Source organism: Leifsonia sp. Y878 (genome assembly GCF_057669685.1).
This window is the reverse complement of sequence record NZ_JBYHFS010000006.1, coordinates 132,491-146,993: the sequence shown is the minus strand read 5'-3', so window position 1 is coordinate 146,993 and position 14,503 is coordinate 132,491. Positions and strand designations below refer to the sequence as shown.

Genomic DNA, 14,503 nt, shown 5'->3' with positions numbered 1-14,503 from the left:
TCCCGCCGGCGACACTCCCGCCGGCGACACTCCCGCCGGCGACACTCCCGCCGGCGACACCCCCGCCGGCGACACCCCCCTACGACGACAAACCCCCGCACCCGAAGCTTCGGGTGCGGGGGTTTGCCGTTGCTGCGGAACGCCGGTGCGTCCCGGCGGGATCAGCTACTTCGTGAGGCTGTCCACGTAGTCCTGGTTCTCGGCGATCCAGTCCTTCACGATCGGGGCGTAGTCGCCGGCGCCGGCTGCGTCACCGTTGAACATGACGTTCTCGAGCTCATACAGTCGATCGGAGTCAAGCGTGAAGTTCTTGATCCATGACGAGAGGGTGGGGAAGTCCTCCGTGAACGCCAGGCTGCCGATGGAGTGAATCGACTCTGTCGTGCCCAGTGCGCCCTTCGGGTCTGCCAGGTTCTTCAGGTCGAACTCGTCGTAGGCCCAGTGCGGCGCCCACAGGGTGACGGCAATGTTCTCGCCGGAGGCCATGGCGGCCTTCAGCTCTGAGAGCATGGCCGGTGTGGACGACGTGACGAAGTCCATGCCGCCCAGTCCGTACTGCGGAATGGCGTTCTGCTCTGTGGCATCGGTGAGACCGGCGCCCGGCTCGATACCGACAATGCGGTTGTCGAACAGGTCGGCATTGGCCGCGAGCTCCTCCAGTGAATCGATGGGGGCATCCGCATTCACCGCGATGAAGTTGGCCGCATCCTCGTTCCACGAACCCAGGTCGACGAGCTTGTCGCCGTACTGCTCCATGTAGGCCTTGTGGGTGGTCGGCAACCAGGAGTCGAGCACAACGTCATAGTCTCCTGTGCTCAGTCCGACATACGCCGTGCCGGCATCCGCGTACTCGAGCTCGACGTTGTATCCCTTGTCTTCCAGGATGCTCTTCCAGAGGTACGAGGCGGCCTCGCCCTCCGGCCAGCCGTTGAAGACCGCGATGGAGAGGTCTTTCTTGTCGCCGTTCTCTGGTCCAGCGGATGCCGGGCCGGAGTTCGACGTCACGAAGCCGGTGACGGCCAGGGCTGCAACGACGACGACAACGCCGGTGGCGATGAGCCCCTTGCGCATGCGCCGTGCCGGTGCGCCGGCAACCGCAACGGCCTTCGCAGCCGACCGCGCAAAGATGCGCTTCGGGCTGGGGGCGCCGAGGGATGCCGTGAGGCGGTCGAGCAGGATGGCGAGGATGACGACGGAGAGACCGGCTTCGAAACCGAGTCCAACGTCGATGCGGCTGAGGGCCTGAACGATCTGGCCTCCCAGTCCGCCGGCGCCGACCATGCCGGCGATGACAACCATCGAGAGCGACAGCATGATCACCTGGTTGACGCCGGCCATGATGGTCGGTGCCGCAAGTGGCAGCTGGATCTGGCGCAGGATGCGACGCGGTGAGGCGCCGAAAGCGTGTCCGGCTTCGACAACTTCCTTGTCAACGCCACGGATTCCGAGTTCTGTCATGCGCACGCCGGGGGCCAGCGAGAAGATGATGGTCGCGACGATGCCGGGAACGACACCAACGCGGAACAGGATGAGCGCCGGAATCAGGTAGACGAATGCTGGCATCGTCTGCATGAAGTCCAGGACGGGCTTCAGGATCTTCGACGCTGTCTGTGACCGCGCAGCCAGGATGCCGAGCGGCACGCTGATGATGATCGCGATGATGGCGGCAACGAGCACGAGCGCCAGGGTGTCCATGGCGTTGGCCCACTGGTCGACACCGGCGATCAGCAGCAGTCCGACAACGGTGCCAGCTCCGAAGAGCCAGCCACGCGCCCAGACGCCAAGAGCGGCGATGAGAACAATGAGAATCCAGAACGGCGGGGCTTGCAGTACGAAGTCGACGCCCTCGTAGAAGCCGCCGAAGACCATGCTGATCACGTTGAAGACCGGCTGGAAGACGTCGGTGATGAATTGCACAAAGGCTTCAGCCCAGGTGCCGATGGGAAGACGGATGTCGGTCATCGTGAACCTCCTTCAGCCATGGTTGGCGCTTGGGTGGGGCCGGCCGCCTCTGCGGCAATCGCGGCGGCGGCAGCGGCGGGTGCCGTCTCCCGCAGTGTTTCGGTGATCACGTCGATCGAATACGTGGCAGGGGGCTCGACAACGGCGATCTCATCTGTGTTCGTCGAGACGTTTCCGAGTGCGGCGAGCAGGGTGATGCGGGGGATGACACCGAGCAGGCGCTGCTTGTCGTCGACCACGGCTACCGGGAGCACGCTTTCGACGGAGAGCTCGAACATGTCGCTGAGGTGCGCGTCTGGGCCGATGGTCGCCACGTCGTTGCGGACGATGAGGCCGAGGTCGGTCTCGCCGGCCTTCACCTGGCGCATCACGTCCTTGTCGCGGACCACGCCGATGAGCTTGCGGCCGTTGCCGACCACGAATGCAGCCGACGTCTGCAGGTCGCGCATGGCGCGAAGCGCCGCACGCGGGCCGGCCGATGCTGACACGACGGACTTCGCTGGCTCCATGACGCCGGAGGCGGTGAGAACGCGGGCCCTGTCGACATCCTGGACGAACTGGGCGACATAGTCATTCGCTGGGTCAGTGAGAATGTCGTCTGGGGTGCCGACCTGCACGATGCGTCCGTCGCGCATGACCGCGATGCGGTCGCCGAGGAACATGGCCTCGTTGAGGTCGTGGGTGATGAAGATGATCGTCTTGCCGAGCTCTGACTGCAGCTCGATGAGCTGTTCCTGCATCTCGCGACGGATCAGCGGGTCGAGGGCGGAGAATGCCTCATCCATCAACAGGATGTCGGTATCGCTGGCGAGGGCGCGAGCAAGGCCGACGCGCTGCTGCATGCCGCCCGACAGCTCACTGGGCAGCTTGTCTTCCCAGCCGGCAAGTCCAACGCGCTCGACGATCGCCTGTGCGCGTGCGCGACGCTCTTCGAGGGGGACGCCCTGGATCTCCAGGCCGTATGCGGCATTGTCGAGCACCGTGCGGTGCGGGAGCAGGGCGAAGTGCTGGAACACCATGGAGATGTTCTGGCGGCGCACCTCGCGGAGCTTCTGCGGCGGAATTCCGCTGATGGGCGTGCCCATCACGCTGACCGAGCCAGATGTGGGCTCGAGCAGGCCGTTCAGCATCCGGATCAGGGTCGACTTGCCAGAGCCTGACAGGCCCATGACCACAAAGATCTCGCCGGCCTTGACCTCGAATGAGGCGTCGATGACGGCGGCCGTTCCGAGGTTCGTGAGCTGCGAGCGGTTTGCTCCGGCCTCTAGTTTCTTGACTACTTCCTTGGGCTTTCGCCCAAATGCTTTGTACAGGTGTTCTGCTGAGATTGCGATCTTGTCGGACACGTGACTCCACCCCAAACGCGAATTGCTGTGCGCTGTGGGTTTTCGTTTCTGTCGGCCGGGTGTCCAAGACATGCTCCGGTTACCCATCAAGCACTGGCTGCGCGATTCAACGCGCACGGGCCAGGGCGACTCGAACTCTCGGAGCGGGCGTGGTCATGGGACCGCCGCCAACCTTGGTGCACCATACGGCCACGGGCAGCCGATGGTGCTGGTGCCGGCGTGGTCGCGGACTGGTTATTGGCCCGAAGGCCGTCTAACAACGTATCAACCGGGTTCCGGCGCGTCCAACCGAGATGCCCGGAATTACGCGGATCTGAGGTCTCGCGCCTGCCGAACCGCCCGCTATGACAGGGATCGAAGCGTATATGCAGTTATGTATTTTTCTTTCGGGCGCGACTCGCTTTTGATCGAATACGCACGGCTGATGCCCAGCCTCCGATTTACGTCAGTCGACCGAATGTGTCGTTCCTGCCATGGTGTTCAGACCGTTGAGCGCGTCAGCAACGCAGCTAGCAGGCTCGGCGATATCGGGCTCCAACGCCCACCAGCTCAATGCCTCTATGATCGCCGTGTGGATTGCCGCCCCTACGGCGACGGCGACCAGGCTATCCACTGGTTCGTTGCGGCGCAGAGCGATGAACTCGATGATCGCCTGACGCCATCCTTCGAATGTTGCCGACCGGTTCATTCGAAGCTCAGGGGAAAGTGCGATGAGCCGCAGCCGCGCTCTCATCGTGGCGAGGTCATCTGCGTTGCGCTCAAAGACGCACGCGACAACGTGAGAGACGGTTTCGATGACCGGGAGCGAATCGCCTGCCTTCCGGAGCTCCTCGGTGAGGGCATCGATCGAGGTCTCGATTCCGCCCCACACTATATCCGCCTTGCCGGGGAAGTATCGGTGCAGCGTGCGAACACTCATTCCGACGGTGTCCGCAAGCGCTCCCATCGAGACCTGCTCATAGCCATCACGCTCAATGACCGTGAGCAATCGGGAGCGCAATGCCTCAGGGTCGGCCTTCGGCGGCCGACCGATGCGTACAATTTTTGGCTCCATGCCTACACGCTACATACTTGGTACACGCGCTGTTATGTCATACCCTGTCATAACTACGTCCATCATCACCAAGGAGGCTGCCGTGCCCTTTCCCTTCCCCGATGTTTCTAATCGTCCGATTCAGGACCTGATCTCCCTCAGGGGCCGCAGTGCGCTGGTGACCGGCGCCGCCCAAGGGCTGGGACGGGCCATAGCCGAACGTCTGGCCGAAGCCGGCGCGAACGTCGTGCTCGCTGACCTCAACGAAGACCTCGCACGCGACAGTGCCCGCTCAATTCGCGAGCGGTTCAACGTCGAGGCCGTCGGCGTGCGTATGGACGTGACCGACGAGGCATCCGTTGCCGCTGCGACTGCCGAGGCGTCGAATTCCGTGGGCCAGCTGAGCGTCTGGGTGAACAACGCCGGACTGTTTCCGAGCGTCCCGGCCGTTGACATGCCAGTGGAGGCCTGGGATCAGGTGTATGCGGTCAACGTCCGCGGTGTCTTCCTCGGATCGAGACAGGCCGTAGCTCAGATGTCGGGCACGGGAGGCGTCATCGTCAACGTCGTATCCACGGCCGGGTTCCAGGCACCGGCGCCAGGCTTGTCAGCCTATGTCAGCTCAAAGCACGCAGTCCGCGGGATGACGAAGGCGATGGCCTTGGAGTTTGCACCACTCAGCATTCGCGTGCTCGGAGTCGCCCCCAGCTACGTGCCCACAGAGGGAAACACGGCGATGGCCGTCGCAATGCTTGAACAGGCCGCCGCAGCTGGCATCGAATTGCCTCCGATGGATGTCATGAAGCAGAGCCTCATCGGGCGTACAGGCACGCCGGACGACATCGCCCGTGTGGTGCTGTTCGCCGCGAGCGACATGTCGATGATCATGACCGGCAGCGTCCTGCTTGCCGACGCTGGAGAGACGATCTAGCGGCGCGGAGACGCAAAACCAACGATGGTTGGGTTCGGCGGGCGCCGGTGCTAAGACTTCGCCCCTGACGCGGCGAGCACACCACCGAGCCCGATCATCATCACGCCACCGGTGGCAGAGAGCTTTTCGAGCCGCTTCGGAGAGTGTGCGAACCAGTCCCTTGCCCACCCAGCGGTGAGCGCCCAGACGCTGTCCCCGAGCACGGCGAGCACGACGAAAACCATGCCGAGCGTTGCGAGCTGCAGCGGCACAGCGCCCTGGGAATAGTCGACGAACTGGGGGAGCACTGCGACGAAGAAAACCAGCGACTTCGGGTTGCTGATCCCCACTACAAAGCCCTCTCCGAGCAGCCGCCAATTCGATCGACGCGTCACGGCGACGCCGACATCGGCCGACGCGTCCTTGCGGTGCCGGATGGCCTGCACGCCGAGATAGACGATGTATGCGGCACCGACGAACTTGATGATCGTGAAGATCACGATCGACTGAGTGACGATCACACCGAGGCCAAGGGCCACGGCGATGATGATGGGGATGAGCCCGAGCGCGTTCCCGAGCACGCTGAGGAAGCCGCCGAGCCGCCCGAAGGCGAGCGAGCGGCCGATCACGAAAAGCACGCTTGGCCCCGGCAGCGCGATGAGCGCAACGGCGGCCAGCGCGAACGCCAACAGGTTGGAAAGCGGGACCATTCCTGAATGCTAGTCCGGCGCACCATCATCGTCGATACCGTGGCCTCGCGCTGCAGCCAGGCCGCCGACCATGGACGGCTCTGTGTATACACAAACAGGCGAATGGATGATTTTACTCGCGAAAAATACTGTCTCCGTATACAATGGGCGTATGAGAGCGAGTGATCGAGCATACGCATCGCTCCGTGACGACATCCTGAACTGGCGCCTGCTTCCCGGTGCGCCGCTGGCCGAGATCGAGGTCGCAGAGCGACTCGGCGTGTCACGAACACCGGTGCGTGAGGCGCTCGCTCGGCTCGCCGCAGACGGGCTGGTCGAGCAGCGCGGCCGCGTCGATGTGGTGGCAGACCTCTCCACCGATCACCTCTCTGAACTGTTCGAACTGCGCGAGGCCCTCGAAACCCAGGCGGCACGGCTCGCCGCCCGCCGTCGCGACCCCGAGGTCTTCCGCTCGCTCCGTGACGACTTCGCCCGCGTCTCCCGGAAGGGCGACTTCGACGACGCAGAGCGCACCGACTTCTACCGCCTCATCGACCGGTTCGACGACGCGATCACCAGCTCGATCGAGAACACGTACCTGGAGACCGCGCTGCGCGCACTCCGCGTGCATCTGGTGCGTGCTCGGCGACTCTCTCGTGAGAATCCAGAGCGCATCGCGCGGGCCGCGGCCGAGCACCTCCTTATTGCGGAGGCGATCCTCGACCAGAACGAGACCCTGGCCGTTCAGGCCACCGCCGTCCATCTGCACTCAAGTCTCGTCAACGTGATGGAGACGCTGCGCCCGGCCATCGCCCCATCGCCCGCCGGCGATCACACCGACGATCCACATCGAACCACCACATCGGAAAAGGAATCGCAATGAAGCTTCACGACGTCCGCGTTCACCGCAGCGACGAGAACCTGGCCCGCACCGACCAGCTGGCCTGGAAGATCGCCGAGGTCGCTGCAGACCCCGTCGAGGTGTCGGCAGAGGTGACCGAGATGGTGATCAACCGGGTGATCGACAACGCATCCGTTGCTGCTGCATCCCTGACCCGCCGCCCCGTCGTCTCTGCTCGGGCACAGGCGCTGTCGCACCCCCGCTCGACGGGCGGGAACGGTGCCAACGTGTTCGGTGAGAATGCCGCCGTCCGTGTTTCCCCTGAATGGGCCGCGTGGGCCAACGGTGTCGCCGTGCGCGAGCTCGACTACCACGACACCTTCCTCGCTGCAGAGTACTCACACCCCGGCGATAACATTCCGCCCATCGTGGCTGTCGCCCAGCACGTCGCCGCCAAGCGTGGACTGACCGGCCGCGACCTCGTGCGCGGCATTGCAACCGGGTACGAGATCCAGGTCGACCTGGTCAAGGCCATCAGCCTGCACAAGCACAAAATCGACCACGTTGCCCACCTCGGCCCGAGCGCCGCCGCCGGAATCGGCACCCTGCTCGGCCTGCCGGCAGAAACGATCTTCCAGGCCGTCGGCCAGGCCCTGCACACCACGACGGCCACCCGGCAGTCGCGAAAGGGCGAGATCTCCTCGTGGAAGGCGCACGCCCCTGCCTTCGCCGGCAAGATGGCCGTCGAAGCCATTGACCGTGCCATGCGCGGCGAGACCAGCCCCACTCCCATCTACGAGGGCGAAGACGGCGTGATCGCCTGGCTGCTCGACGGCCCGACCGCCGCCTACCAGGTGCCGCTGCCGGAGCGCGGCGAGGTCAAGCGCGCGATCCTCGACACCTATACCAAGGAGCACTCGGCCGAGTACCAGGCGCAGGCCTGGATCGACCTGGCCCGCAAGATCCACACAGAGCACCCAGAGGTCACGAACCCCGACAACGTGGCATCCGTTGTCATCCACACCAGCCACCACACGCACTACGTGATCGGTTCAGGTGCGAACGACCCGCAGAAGTACGACCCGGCAGCCAGCCGCGAGACCCTCGACCACTCGATTCCGTACATCTTCACGGTCGCGCTGCAGGACGGCAGCTGGCACCACGTCGACTCGTATGCGCCACAGCGAGCAGGGCGGTCAGACACCGTCGCGCTCTGGCACAAGACCACCACGATCGAAGACCAGGAATGGACCCGCCGCTACCACTCGCTCGACGTGAACGAGAAGGCATTCGGCGGCCGCGTGGTCATCACGCTCACCGACGGCAGCCAGATCGTCGACGAGATCGCCGTAGCGGATGCGCACCCGCTTGGCGCCCGGCCGTTTGGGCGAGCGGAGTACGTGAACAAGTTCCGCACGCTCGCGGCCGACGTGCTCGATGCCGATGAGATCGAGCGCTTCCTGGTCGTTGCCCAGCGCCTGCCGGAACTCTCCGCCCACGAAATCGGCGAACTCACCATCGTGGCCAAGCCGGGCCTGCTCGAGGCCGCCGGCCTGCCGAAGGGACTCTTCTAATGCTGTACACGACAACCACGCCTGCCGACAAGCGCATCGCCTTCCGTGCGGGGCTGGCCTCTGGCACCATCCAGCGTTTCCCTGGCGCGTTCAACCCGCTCTCGGCGAGGCTTATTCAGGAGAAGGGCTTCGACGGCGTCTACATCTCCGGCGCCGTGCTCTCCGCCGACCTTGGACTGCCAGACATCGGCCTCACCACGCTCACAGAGGTGGCCGGCCGGTCGCAGCAGATCGCCCGCATGACAGACCTGCCGGCGATCGTCGATGCAGACACCGGCTTCGGCGAGCCGATGAACGTGGCGCGCACCATCCAGACCCTGGAGGATGCCGGCCTCGCAGGCACCCACATCGAAGACCAGGTGAACCCCAAGCGCTGCGGGCACCTCGACGGCAAGCAGGTCGTCGACGAGGACACCGCGCTGAAGCGCATTCGCGCTGCGGTCGACGCCCGTCGAGACCCGAACTTCCTGATCATGGCGCGCACCGACATCCGTGCCACGGCGCCGGGTGCAGAAGGGCTGGCCGCCGCCGTTGACCGGGCCAAGAAGCTCGTTGATGCAGGGGCAGACGCGATCTTCCCTGAGGCCATGGGCACGCTGGCAGAGTTCGCGGCGATCAGGGCTGCCGTTGACGTGCCGCTGCTGGCCAATATGACCGAGTTCGGCAAGAGCGAGCTGTTCACCGTCGACCAGCTGCAGGATGTCGGCATGAACATGGTCATCTGGCCGGTCTCCCTGCTGCGGCTCGCGATGGGGTCTGCCGTGCGCGGCCTCGACACCATCAACGAGCACGGCTCGCTCGAACCAGTTTTGGGTGAGATGCAGCATCGCGCAGATTTGTACGAACTGCTTGACTACAGTTCTTACAACCACTTCGACACCACTGTCTTCAACTTCCAGATCAAGCGCTAGGGGACGAGCATGGCCGATGCAATGACGCAGGAGATCTACAAGGGTCTGGCCGGCGTTCCGGTGGACTACACCGCGATCTCCAAGGTGAATCCAGACACGAATTCGCTGTTGTACCGCGGGTACCCCGTTGAGGCGCTGGCCGCGAAGTGCAGCTTCGAGGAGGTGGCATACCTGCTCTGGCACGGCGAACTGCCGACCGACCCGCAGCTGGCCGAGTTCGAAGAGCGTGAGCGGGCGCTCCGCCACCTCGACCCGGTCGTCAAGCGCGTGATCGATGAATTGCCCATCACGGCGCACCCGATGGACGTGCTCCGCACCGCCGTCAGCGTCATCGGCGCCAGGGACCCAGGGGCAGCGGATGCCTCGCCAGAGGGCAACCTCGACAAGGCCATTCGGCTCTATGCGCAGCTGCCGGCCATCGTGGCCTACGACCAGCGACGGCGCCATGAGCTCGACCTGGTCGAGCCGCGGGATGACCTCAGCTACTCGGCCAACTTCCTGCACATGACCTTCGGCGAGGTGCCAGACCTCGAGGTCGTCAGTGCTTTCGACGTCTCGATGATCCTGTACGCGGAGCACTCCTTCAACGCATCGACGTTCACGGCCAGGGTCATCACGTCCACCCTCTCCGACCTGTACTCAGCGGTCACCGGCGCGATCGGCGCCCTCAAGGGGCCGCTGCACGGCGGGGCGAACGAGGCCGTCATGCACACGTTCGGGGAGATCGGCACCGCAGACAAGGTCGGCCCATGGCTCGACGACGCGCTGGCGAACAAGCGCAAGATCATGGGCTTCGGACACCGCGTCTACAAGAACGGCGACTCCCGCGTTCCGACCATGCGTGCCGCGATGGAAACCATGCTCATCCACTACGACCGTCCGGATTTGTTGGAGCTCTACATCGAGCTCGAGCAGGACATGGGACAGCGGAAGAACATCAAGCCGAACCTCGACTACCCGGCGGGCCCGACCTACCACGTGATGGGGTTCGACACCGAGACGTTCACGCCGCTCTTCGTCGCCAGCCGCGTCGTCGGCTGGACCGCACACATCATGGAGCAGCTGTCGGCGAACGCGCTCATCCGCCCGCTCTCGGTGTACAACGGGGCCCCGCAGCGGGACGTCCCTGAGCGCGTGCTCCCGGCGTAGGGCGGGTAGCGCTGGCAGCGCGGAGGTGGGACCGGCGGAGACTGCAGAACTGTAGGAGTTCTACAAAGCAGGCGACAGGCATCCGCTGCTGGCCCTAGCATCGGCGGGTGCATATGTTCTTCAGGACGATCCTCCACCTGTTCCGCTCAAGCTTCGGCCACCGTCTCGGTCACTTCGATATTGCGCGCACGAACTTCATCACCCTGCCGACCGACCAGGACATCCTGCGGCACATGAACAACGGCGTGTATCTCTCGATCATGGATGTCGCGCGCTTCGACATGCTGAAGCGGAACGGCGTCTGGCAGCTCTTCAAGGAGAAGGGCTGGTACCCGGTCGTCGTTGCGGAGACGATCAGCTTTCGGAAGTCGCTGACGCTCTGGCAGAAGTTCCAGGTGGAGTCGCGGATCCTCGGCTTTGACGAGAAGGCCGTCTACGTCGAGCAGCGCTTCGTGCGCCCCGACGCGAATGGCCAGCCGGAGATCTACGCGCAGGGATTTATTCGCGGCCGCTTCCTGAAGCGCAGCGGCGGGGTTGTCAGCATCGACGAATTGCTCGAGGCCATCGGAACGCCGACAGGTGACCCGGTACCTGACTGGCTGCTGAACTGGAGCACAGACGTCGCGCTCCCGGCTACCAAGGCAGCCGCGCCCAGCACCTGGCACTAAGCGTCTGGTTCACCTGCGCGTGAGGTACGGCACGTCAGGCCGACTTGCTCGGAACGATGAGATCTTTGTAGTACTGCGCGTGCGCGGGGTAGTAGTGCTCCCACTGCGGAAGCGGGCGTCCAGCGCGAGCGGCGACCAGCCGGTCAAGGTAGTAGTCCCAGCCGGGTCCGACAGTCGCAGCCTCAGCAGCGCTCCGCAGCCGTTGCCCAAAGGTGAGCGTTGTCATGCCATCGGCATCGACGAGGTGGAACATGATTCGCCACGAATCGTCGCCCTCGCCGATGTCTCCGGTGAAGCGGTGCAGGGGCACGCACTCGCGGATCGTCACATACTCCCAGTCGGCGCTTTCCTCCGCCGACATCAGAAACTTGACGGCGCCGGTGCGGGGGGAGCCCGTATAGGTTCCGATCCAGGTCGCCAGTTCAGCCGGCCGGGTGAGGCTTGTCCAGACATCAACGGCCGTCGCGGTGAACAGCCGATCAAGCAGGAGATAGAGACCGTCTTGCCGGTGAGCAAGCCGTCCGGTGGGATGTGCAGTCATATCGACCTCCACGGTGAGTGAAACTCTTCTTGTCAGGTTAGGCCTCTTTGCCCGGCGGTAACAGAGCGTGGGTGGGGCTGGGAGTTGGCAGAGTGCTGAGCCACGTGGAGGGCCAATATCGACGCATCCGGAATCGCCAGCGCTGGGCAGTGTTGACTCAGGTACTACCTTCGACCGCGGTTCCCTCGTTGACCGCGGCCACCCTCGAAAGGAAACCAATGTCAATAGTCGTTACCGGTGCAACCGGACACCTGGGTCGCCTGATCGTCGAATCCCTCCTGCAGCGGGGAGTCGCTCCAACGGAGATCGTGGCCGCGGGGCGCAGCATTGAGAAGATTGCAGACCTCGCAGAGCGCGGCATCCGCACCGTTCGTATCGACTACACAGACCCGGCCAGCCTGCTGGCAGCCTTCGAGGGCGCAGAGACTCTCGTGCTCGTGTCCGGGAGCGAGGTCGGCCAGCGCGTCGCTCAGCACGCCAACGCGATCGCCGCTGCCAAGGACGCCGGCATCAGCCGGATCGTCTACACGAGCGCCCCGCATGCAGACAGCACGGCCCTCATCCTGGCACCGGAGCACAAGGCGACGGAGGAACTCATTCGCGCCTCCGGCGTTGGGTTCACCATCCTCCGCAACGGCTGGTACACCGAGAACTACGTGCAGACCGTTGAACAGGCCGGCCAGACCGGCACCATCATCGCCAGCGTGGGCGACGGTCGCGTGGCCAGCGCCAGCCGCGCAGACTACGCGGATGCCGTCGCCGCAGTTTTGACGACGCCCGGCCACGAGAATGCCGTATACGAGCTCACCGGCGATGTCGCCTGGACGCACCACGACCTCGCAGCGGTGGCGACCACCCTCGCCGGGCGCGACGTCGACTACACGCCGCTGACGCCTGAGGAGCACCTCGCTGCCCTGACCGCTGTCGGCCTGCCGGCTGAGACGGCTGGCTTCATCGTCGCGCTTGATGCGAACATCGCCGACGGGCTCCTGGGGGAGACCTCAGGCGATCTGTCCCGCCTGATCGGTCGCCCGACGACCCCGCTCGAAGACGCCCTGCGCGATGCGCTCGCCGTGCCGACCGGCGCGGAGGCATAGCCCGGAACCTCGAGCTTCGCGCATCGAACGCAGCTGCGCGGGAGTTGCAACCCCCGCGCCGCTGCGTTCGACCCGCGCTGCGACTATGTGCCGCCGTCCAGCCGACGTCGGGGCGGTCAGTCGCCCTCGAGCACGGCCATTGCCGCGTTGTGCCCGCCAATGCCACTCACGCCACCGCCGCGCCGAGCGCCAGCGCCGCAGATCAGGATCCGCGGGTGGGCCGTTGCGACGCCCCAGCGCTCCGCGGCAGTGCGGCGCGGAGCATCGTCCTCCAGGAACGGCCACGAAAGCTCGCCGTGGAAGATGTTGCCGCCCGGCATGTTCAGGTCGCGCTCCAGGTCGAGCGACGTCTTCGTTTCGATGCATGGCCGGCCGGCGGCATCCGTCAGCAGCAGGTCTTCGATGGGTTCAGCGAGCAGCGAGTTGAGCGAGGCGAGCACGGCGTCCTGCAGGCGTGCGCGGGTGGCCTCGTTGTTCTCAGGGGCCAGCCAGCGGCTTGGCGTCTGCAGCCCGAACACCGTGAGGGTGTGCACGCCGGCCTCAGCGAGCTCGGGCGACAGGATGCTCGGATCGCTGAGTGAATGCGAGTACACCTCGCAGGGAAGCAGCGCAGGAACCACCCCGCGCACGCCCTGGTCGTATGCAGCCTCCAGCTGGCTGAAGGTCTCGTTGCTGTGGAACGTGCCGCCAAAGGCAGCCTCCGGCGAGACGTTCGTGTCGCGCAACCGAGGGAGGCGAGTGAGCAGCAGGTTCACCTTCACCTGGGCGCCTTCCGGCTTCGGCGGCCGGCTGGTGGCGTCGTGCTCGCTGTCGGCCACCTCGCTATCGCCGCGCTCGCTGTCGGCCACCTCGCCTCGGTCGGTCGCCAGCAATCCGTCCAGTACCCAGGGCGCCGCATTCACCAGCACCCGCTCGCCGGTCACGCTCCGTTCGCAGCCGCGGCGCTGGTAACGCACCACGCCGGTTGGTGAAACGGATGTCACCGTGGCGCCGGTCACGATCCGGGCGCCGGCCTCGCGCGCCACTCGTTCCAGCTCGCCGGTCACGGCGCCCATGCCGCCCACCGGAACGTCCCAATCGCCGGTGCCGTTGCCGATCACGTGATAGAGGAGGCAGCGGTTTGCGGCCAGCGACGCGTCATCCGTTGAGGTGAACGTGCCGATCAGGCCGTCGGTGGCGACGACGCCGCGCACGAGGTCGCTCTCGAATCGTTCGCCCAGCGTGACGCCGAGCGGCCGCTCGAACAGGTCGGTCCAGGCTTCATCGCTGGCGACGCTGCTGACCAGCCGCTGCGCCTCAGTGCGGGTGGGGAGCGGCTCACAGACGGTAGGAAAGAGTGCGCCGGCCACGCTGCGGGTCATCGCGTAGAAGGCGGTCCAGGCATCGGCGTCTCCGGCAGCGCCGACGCGTTCGAACGAGGCCAGCGTGGCCGCGGGGTCTGCATGATCGATGAGGAGCCCGCTCGCGGCATCCGCTGGGTGAGGCGTGTACGAGGAGTAGCGCCGCCGCACCAGGCGAACGTCGAGGCCGAGTTCGTCGATGATGCGCTGGGGGAGCAGGCTGACGAGATAGGAGTAGCGCGACAGCCGGGCGTCGACGCCCTCGAAGGCCTCTGCCGAGATCGCAGCCCCGCCGACGTGGTCGCTTCGTTCAAGCAGGATGACGCTCAGGCCGGCCTTGGCCAGGTAGGCGGCGGCGGTGAGGCCGTTGTGGCCGCCGCCGACAATGACGACATCGTGCGTGGATTCGGTCATGGCCCAGATCTTATTGGCAGCGCTGGGA

Annotated in this window: 13 protein-coding genes; 7 read left to right on the top strand and 6 right to left on the bottom strand. The window is 65.2% G+C overall.

Annotated features, from left to right (window positions below):
* Nucleotides 1–165: 165 nt before the first annotated feature.
* From AC25Y4_RS16910 to AC25Y4_RS16900, 3 genes are all read right to left on the bottom strand, one after another.
* Nucleotides 166–1,962, bottom strand: coding sequence for an ABC transporter permease/substrate binding protein (locus AC25Y4_RS16910; RefSeq protein ID WP_488121608.1), 1,797 nt, complete (start codon nt 1,960–1,962; stop codon nt 166–168).
* Nucleotides 1,959–3,308 (bottom strand): quaternary amine ABC transporter ATP-binding protein, encoded by a 1,350-nt coding sequence (locus tag AC25Y4_RS16905; RefSeq protein ID WP_488121607.1) that lies wholly within the window; start codon nt 3,306–3,308, stop codon nt 1,959–1,961. The genes AC25Y4_RS16910 and AC25Y4_RS16905 overlap by 4 nt, the downstream gene beginning before the upstream one ends.
* 445 nt (nt 3,309–3,753) lie before the next feature.
* Nucleotides 3,754–4,362 (bottom strand): acyl-CoA-like ligand-binding transcription factor, encoded by a 609-nt coding sequence (locus AC25Y4_RS16900; RefSeq protein ID WP_488121606.1) that lies wholly within the window; start codon nt 4,360–4,362, stop codon nt 3,754–3,756.
* 34 nt (nt 4,363–4,396) lie between these two features.
* Between AC25Y4_RS16900 and AC25Y4_RS16895 the strand changes: the two genes are divergently transcribed.
* On the top strand, nt 4,397–5,272 hold the full coding sequence (locus AC25Y4_RS16895; protein ID WP_488121605.1) for an SDR family NAD(P)-dependent oxidoreductase: 876 nt from the start codon (nt 4,397–4,399) through the stop codon (nt 5,270–5,272).
* A 50-nt stretch (nt 5,273–5,322) separates the two neighbouring features.
* Here the strand turns inward: AC25Y4_RS16895 and AC25Y4_RS16890 are convergent, their stop codons facing one another.
* Nucleotides 5,323–5,961 carry a LysE family translocator gene (locus tag AC25Y4_RS16890; RefSeq protein WP_488121604.1) on the bottom strand — a complete coding sequence of 213 codons (639 nt, stop codon included), beginning with the start codon at nt 5,959–5,961 and terminating at the stop codon, nt 5,323–5,325.
* Between the two features lie 151 nt (nt 5,962–6,112).
* Here AC25Y4_RS16890 and AC25Y4_RS16885 point away from each other — a divergent pair, with 151 nt between their 5' ends.
* From AC25Y4_RS16885 to AC25Y4_RS16865, 5 genes are all read left to right on the top strand, one after another.
* On the top strand, nt 6,113–6,823 hold the full coding sequence (locus AC25Y4_RS16885; protein ID WP_488121603.1) for a GntR family transcriptional regulator: 711 nt from the start codon (nt 6,113–6,115) through the stop codon (nt 6,821–6,823).
* On the top strand, nt 6,820–8,355 hold the full coding sequence (locus AC25Y4_RS16880) for an MmgE/PrpD family protein (RefSeq protein ID WP_488121602.1): 1,536 nt from the start codon (nt 6,820–6,822) through the stop codon (nt 8,353–8,355). Before AC25Y4_RS16885 ends, AC25Y4_RS16880 begins: the two co-directional genes overlap by 4 nt.
* Nucleotides 8,355–9,266 carry a methylisocitrate lyase gene (gene prpB / locus AC25Y4_RS16875; protein WP_488121601.1) on the top strand — a complete coding sequence of 304 codons (912 nt, stop codon included), beginning with the start codon at nt 8,355–8,357 and terminating at the stop codon, nt 9,264–9,266. The genes AC25Y4_RS16880 and prpB overlap by 1 nt, the downstream gene beginning before the upstream one ends.
* A gap of 9 nt (nt 9,267–9,275) precedes the next feature.
* On the top strand, nt 9,276–10,415 hold the full coding sequence (locus AC25Y4_RS16870) for a bifunctional 2-methylcitrate synthase/citrate synthase (RefSeq protein ID WP_488121600.1): 1,140 nt from the start codon (nt 9,276–9,278) through the stop codon (nt 10,413–10,415).
* Nucleotides 10,416–10,522: 107 nt separating this feature from the next.
* On the top strand, nt 10,523–11,083 hold the full coding sequence (locus tag AC25Y4_RS16865) for a thioesterase family protein (RefSeq protein ID WP_488121599.1): 561 nt from the start codon (nt 10,523–10,525) through the stop codon (nt 11,081–11,083).
* 34 nt (nt 11,084–11,117) lie between these two features.
* Here AC25Y4_RS16865 and AC25Y4_RS16860 read toward each other — a convergent pair whose 3' ends face one another.
* Nucleotides 11,118–11,624 carry an SRPBCC domain-containing protein gene (locus AC25Y4_RS16860; protein ID WP_488121598.1) on the bottom strand — a complete coding sequence of 169 codons (507 nt, stop codon included), beginning with the start codon at nt 11,622–11,624 and terminating at the stop codon, nt 11,118–11,120.
* 218 nt (nt 11,625–11,842) lie between these two features.
* On the opposite strand from AC25Y4_RS16860, the gene AC25Y4_RS16855 reads away from it, so the two are divergent.
* Nucleotides 11,843–12,721 (top strand): SDR family oxidoreductase, encoded by an 879-nt coding sequence (locus AC25Y4_RS16855; RefSeq protein ID WP_488121597.1) that lies wholly within the window; start codon nt 11,843–11,845, stop codon nt 12,719–12,721.
* 116 nt (nt 12,722–12,837) lie between these two features.
* Here AC25Y4_RS16855 and AC25Y4_RS16850 read toward each other — a convergent pair whose 3' ends face one another.
* The gene (locus AC25Y4_RS16850) at nt 12,838–14,475 is read right to left on the bottom strand and encodes a phytoene desaturase family protein (protein ID WP_488121596.1); all 1,638 of its coding nucleotides are present in this window, start codon (nt 14,473–14,475) and stop codon (nt 12,838–12,840) included.
* Between the last annotated feature and the right edge of the window lie 28 nt (nt 14,476–14,503).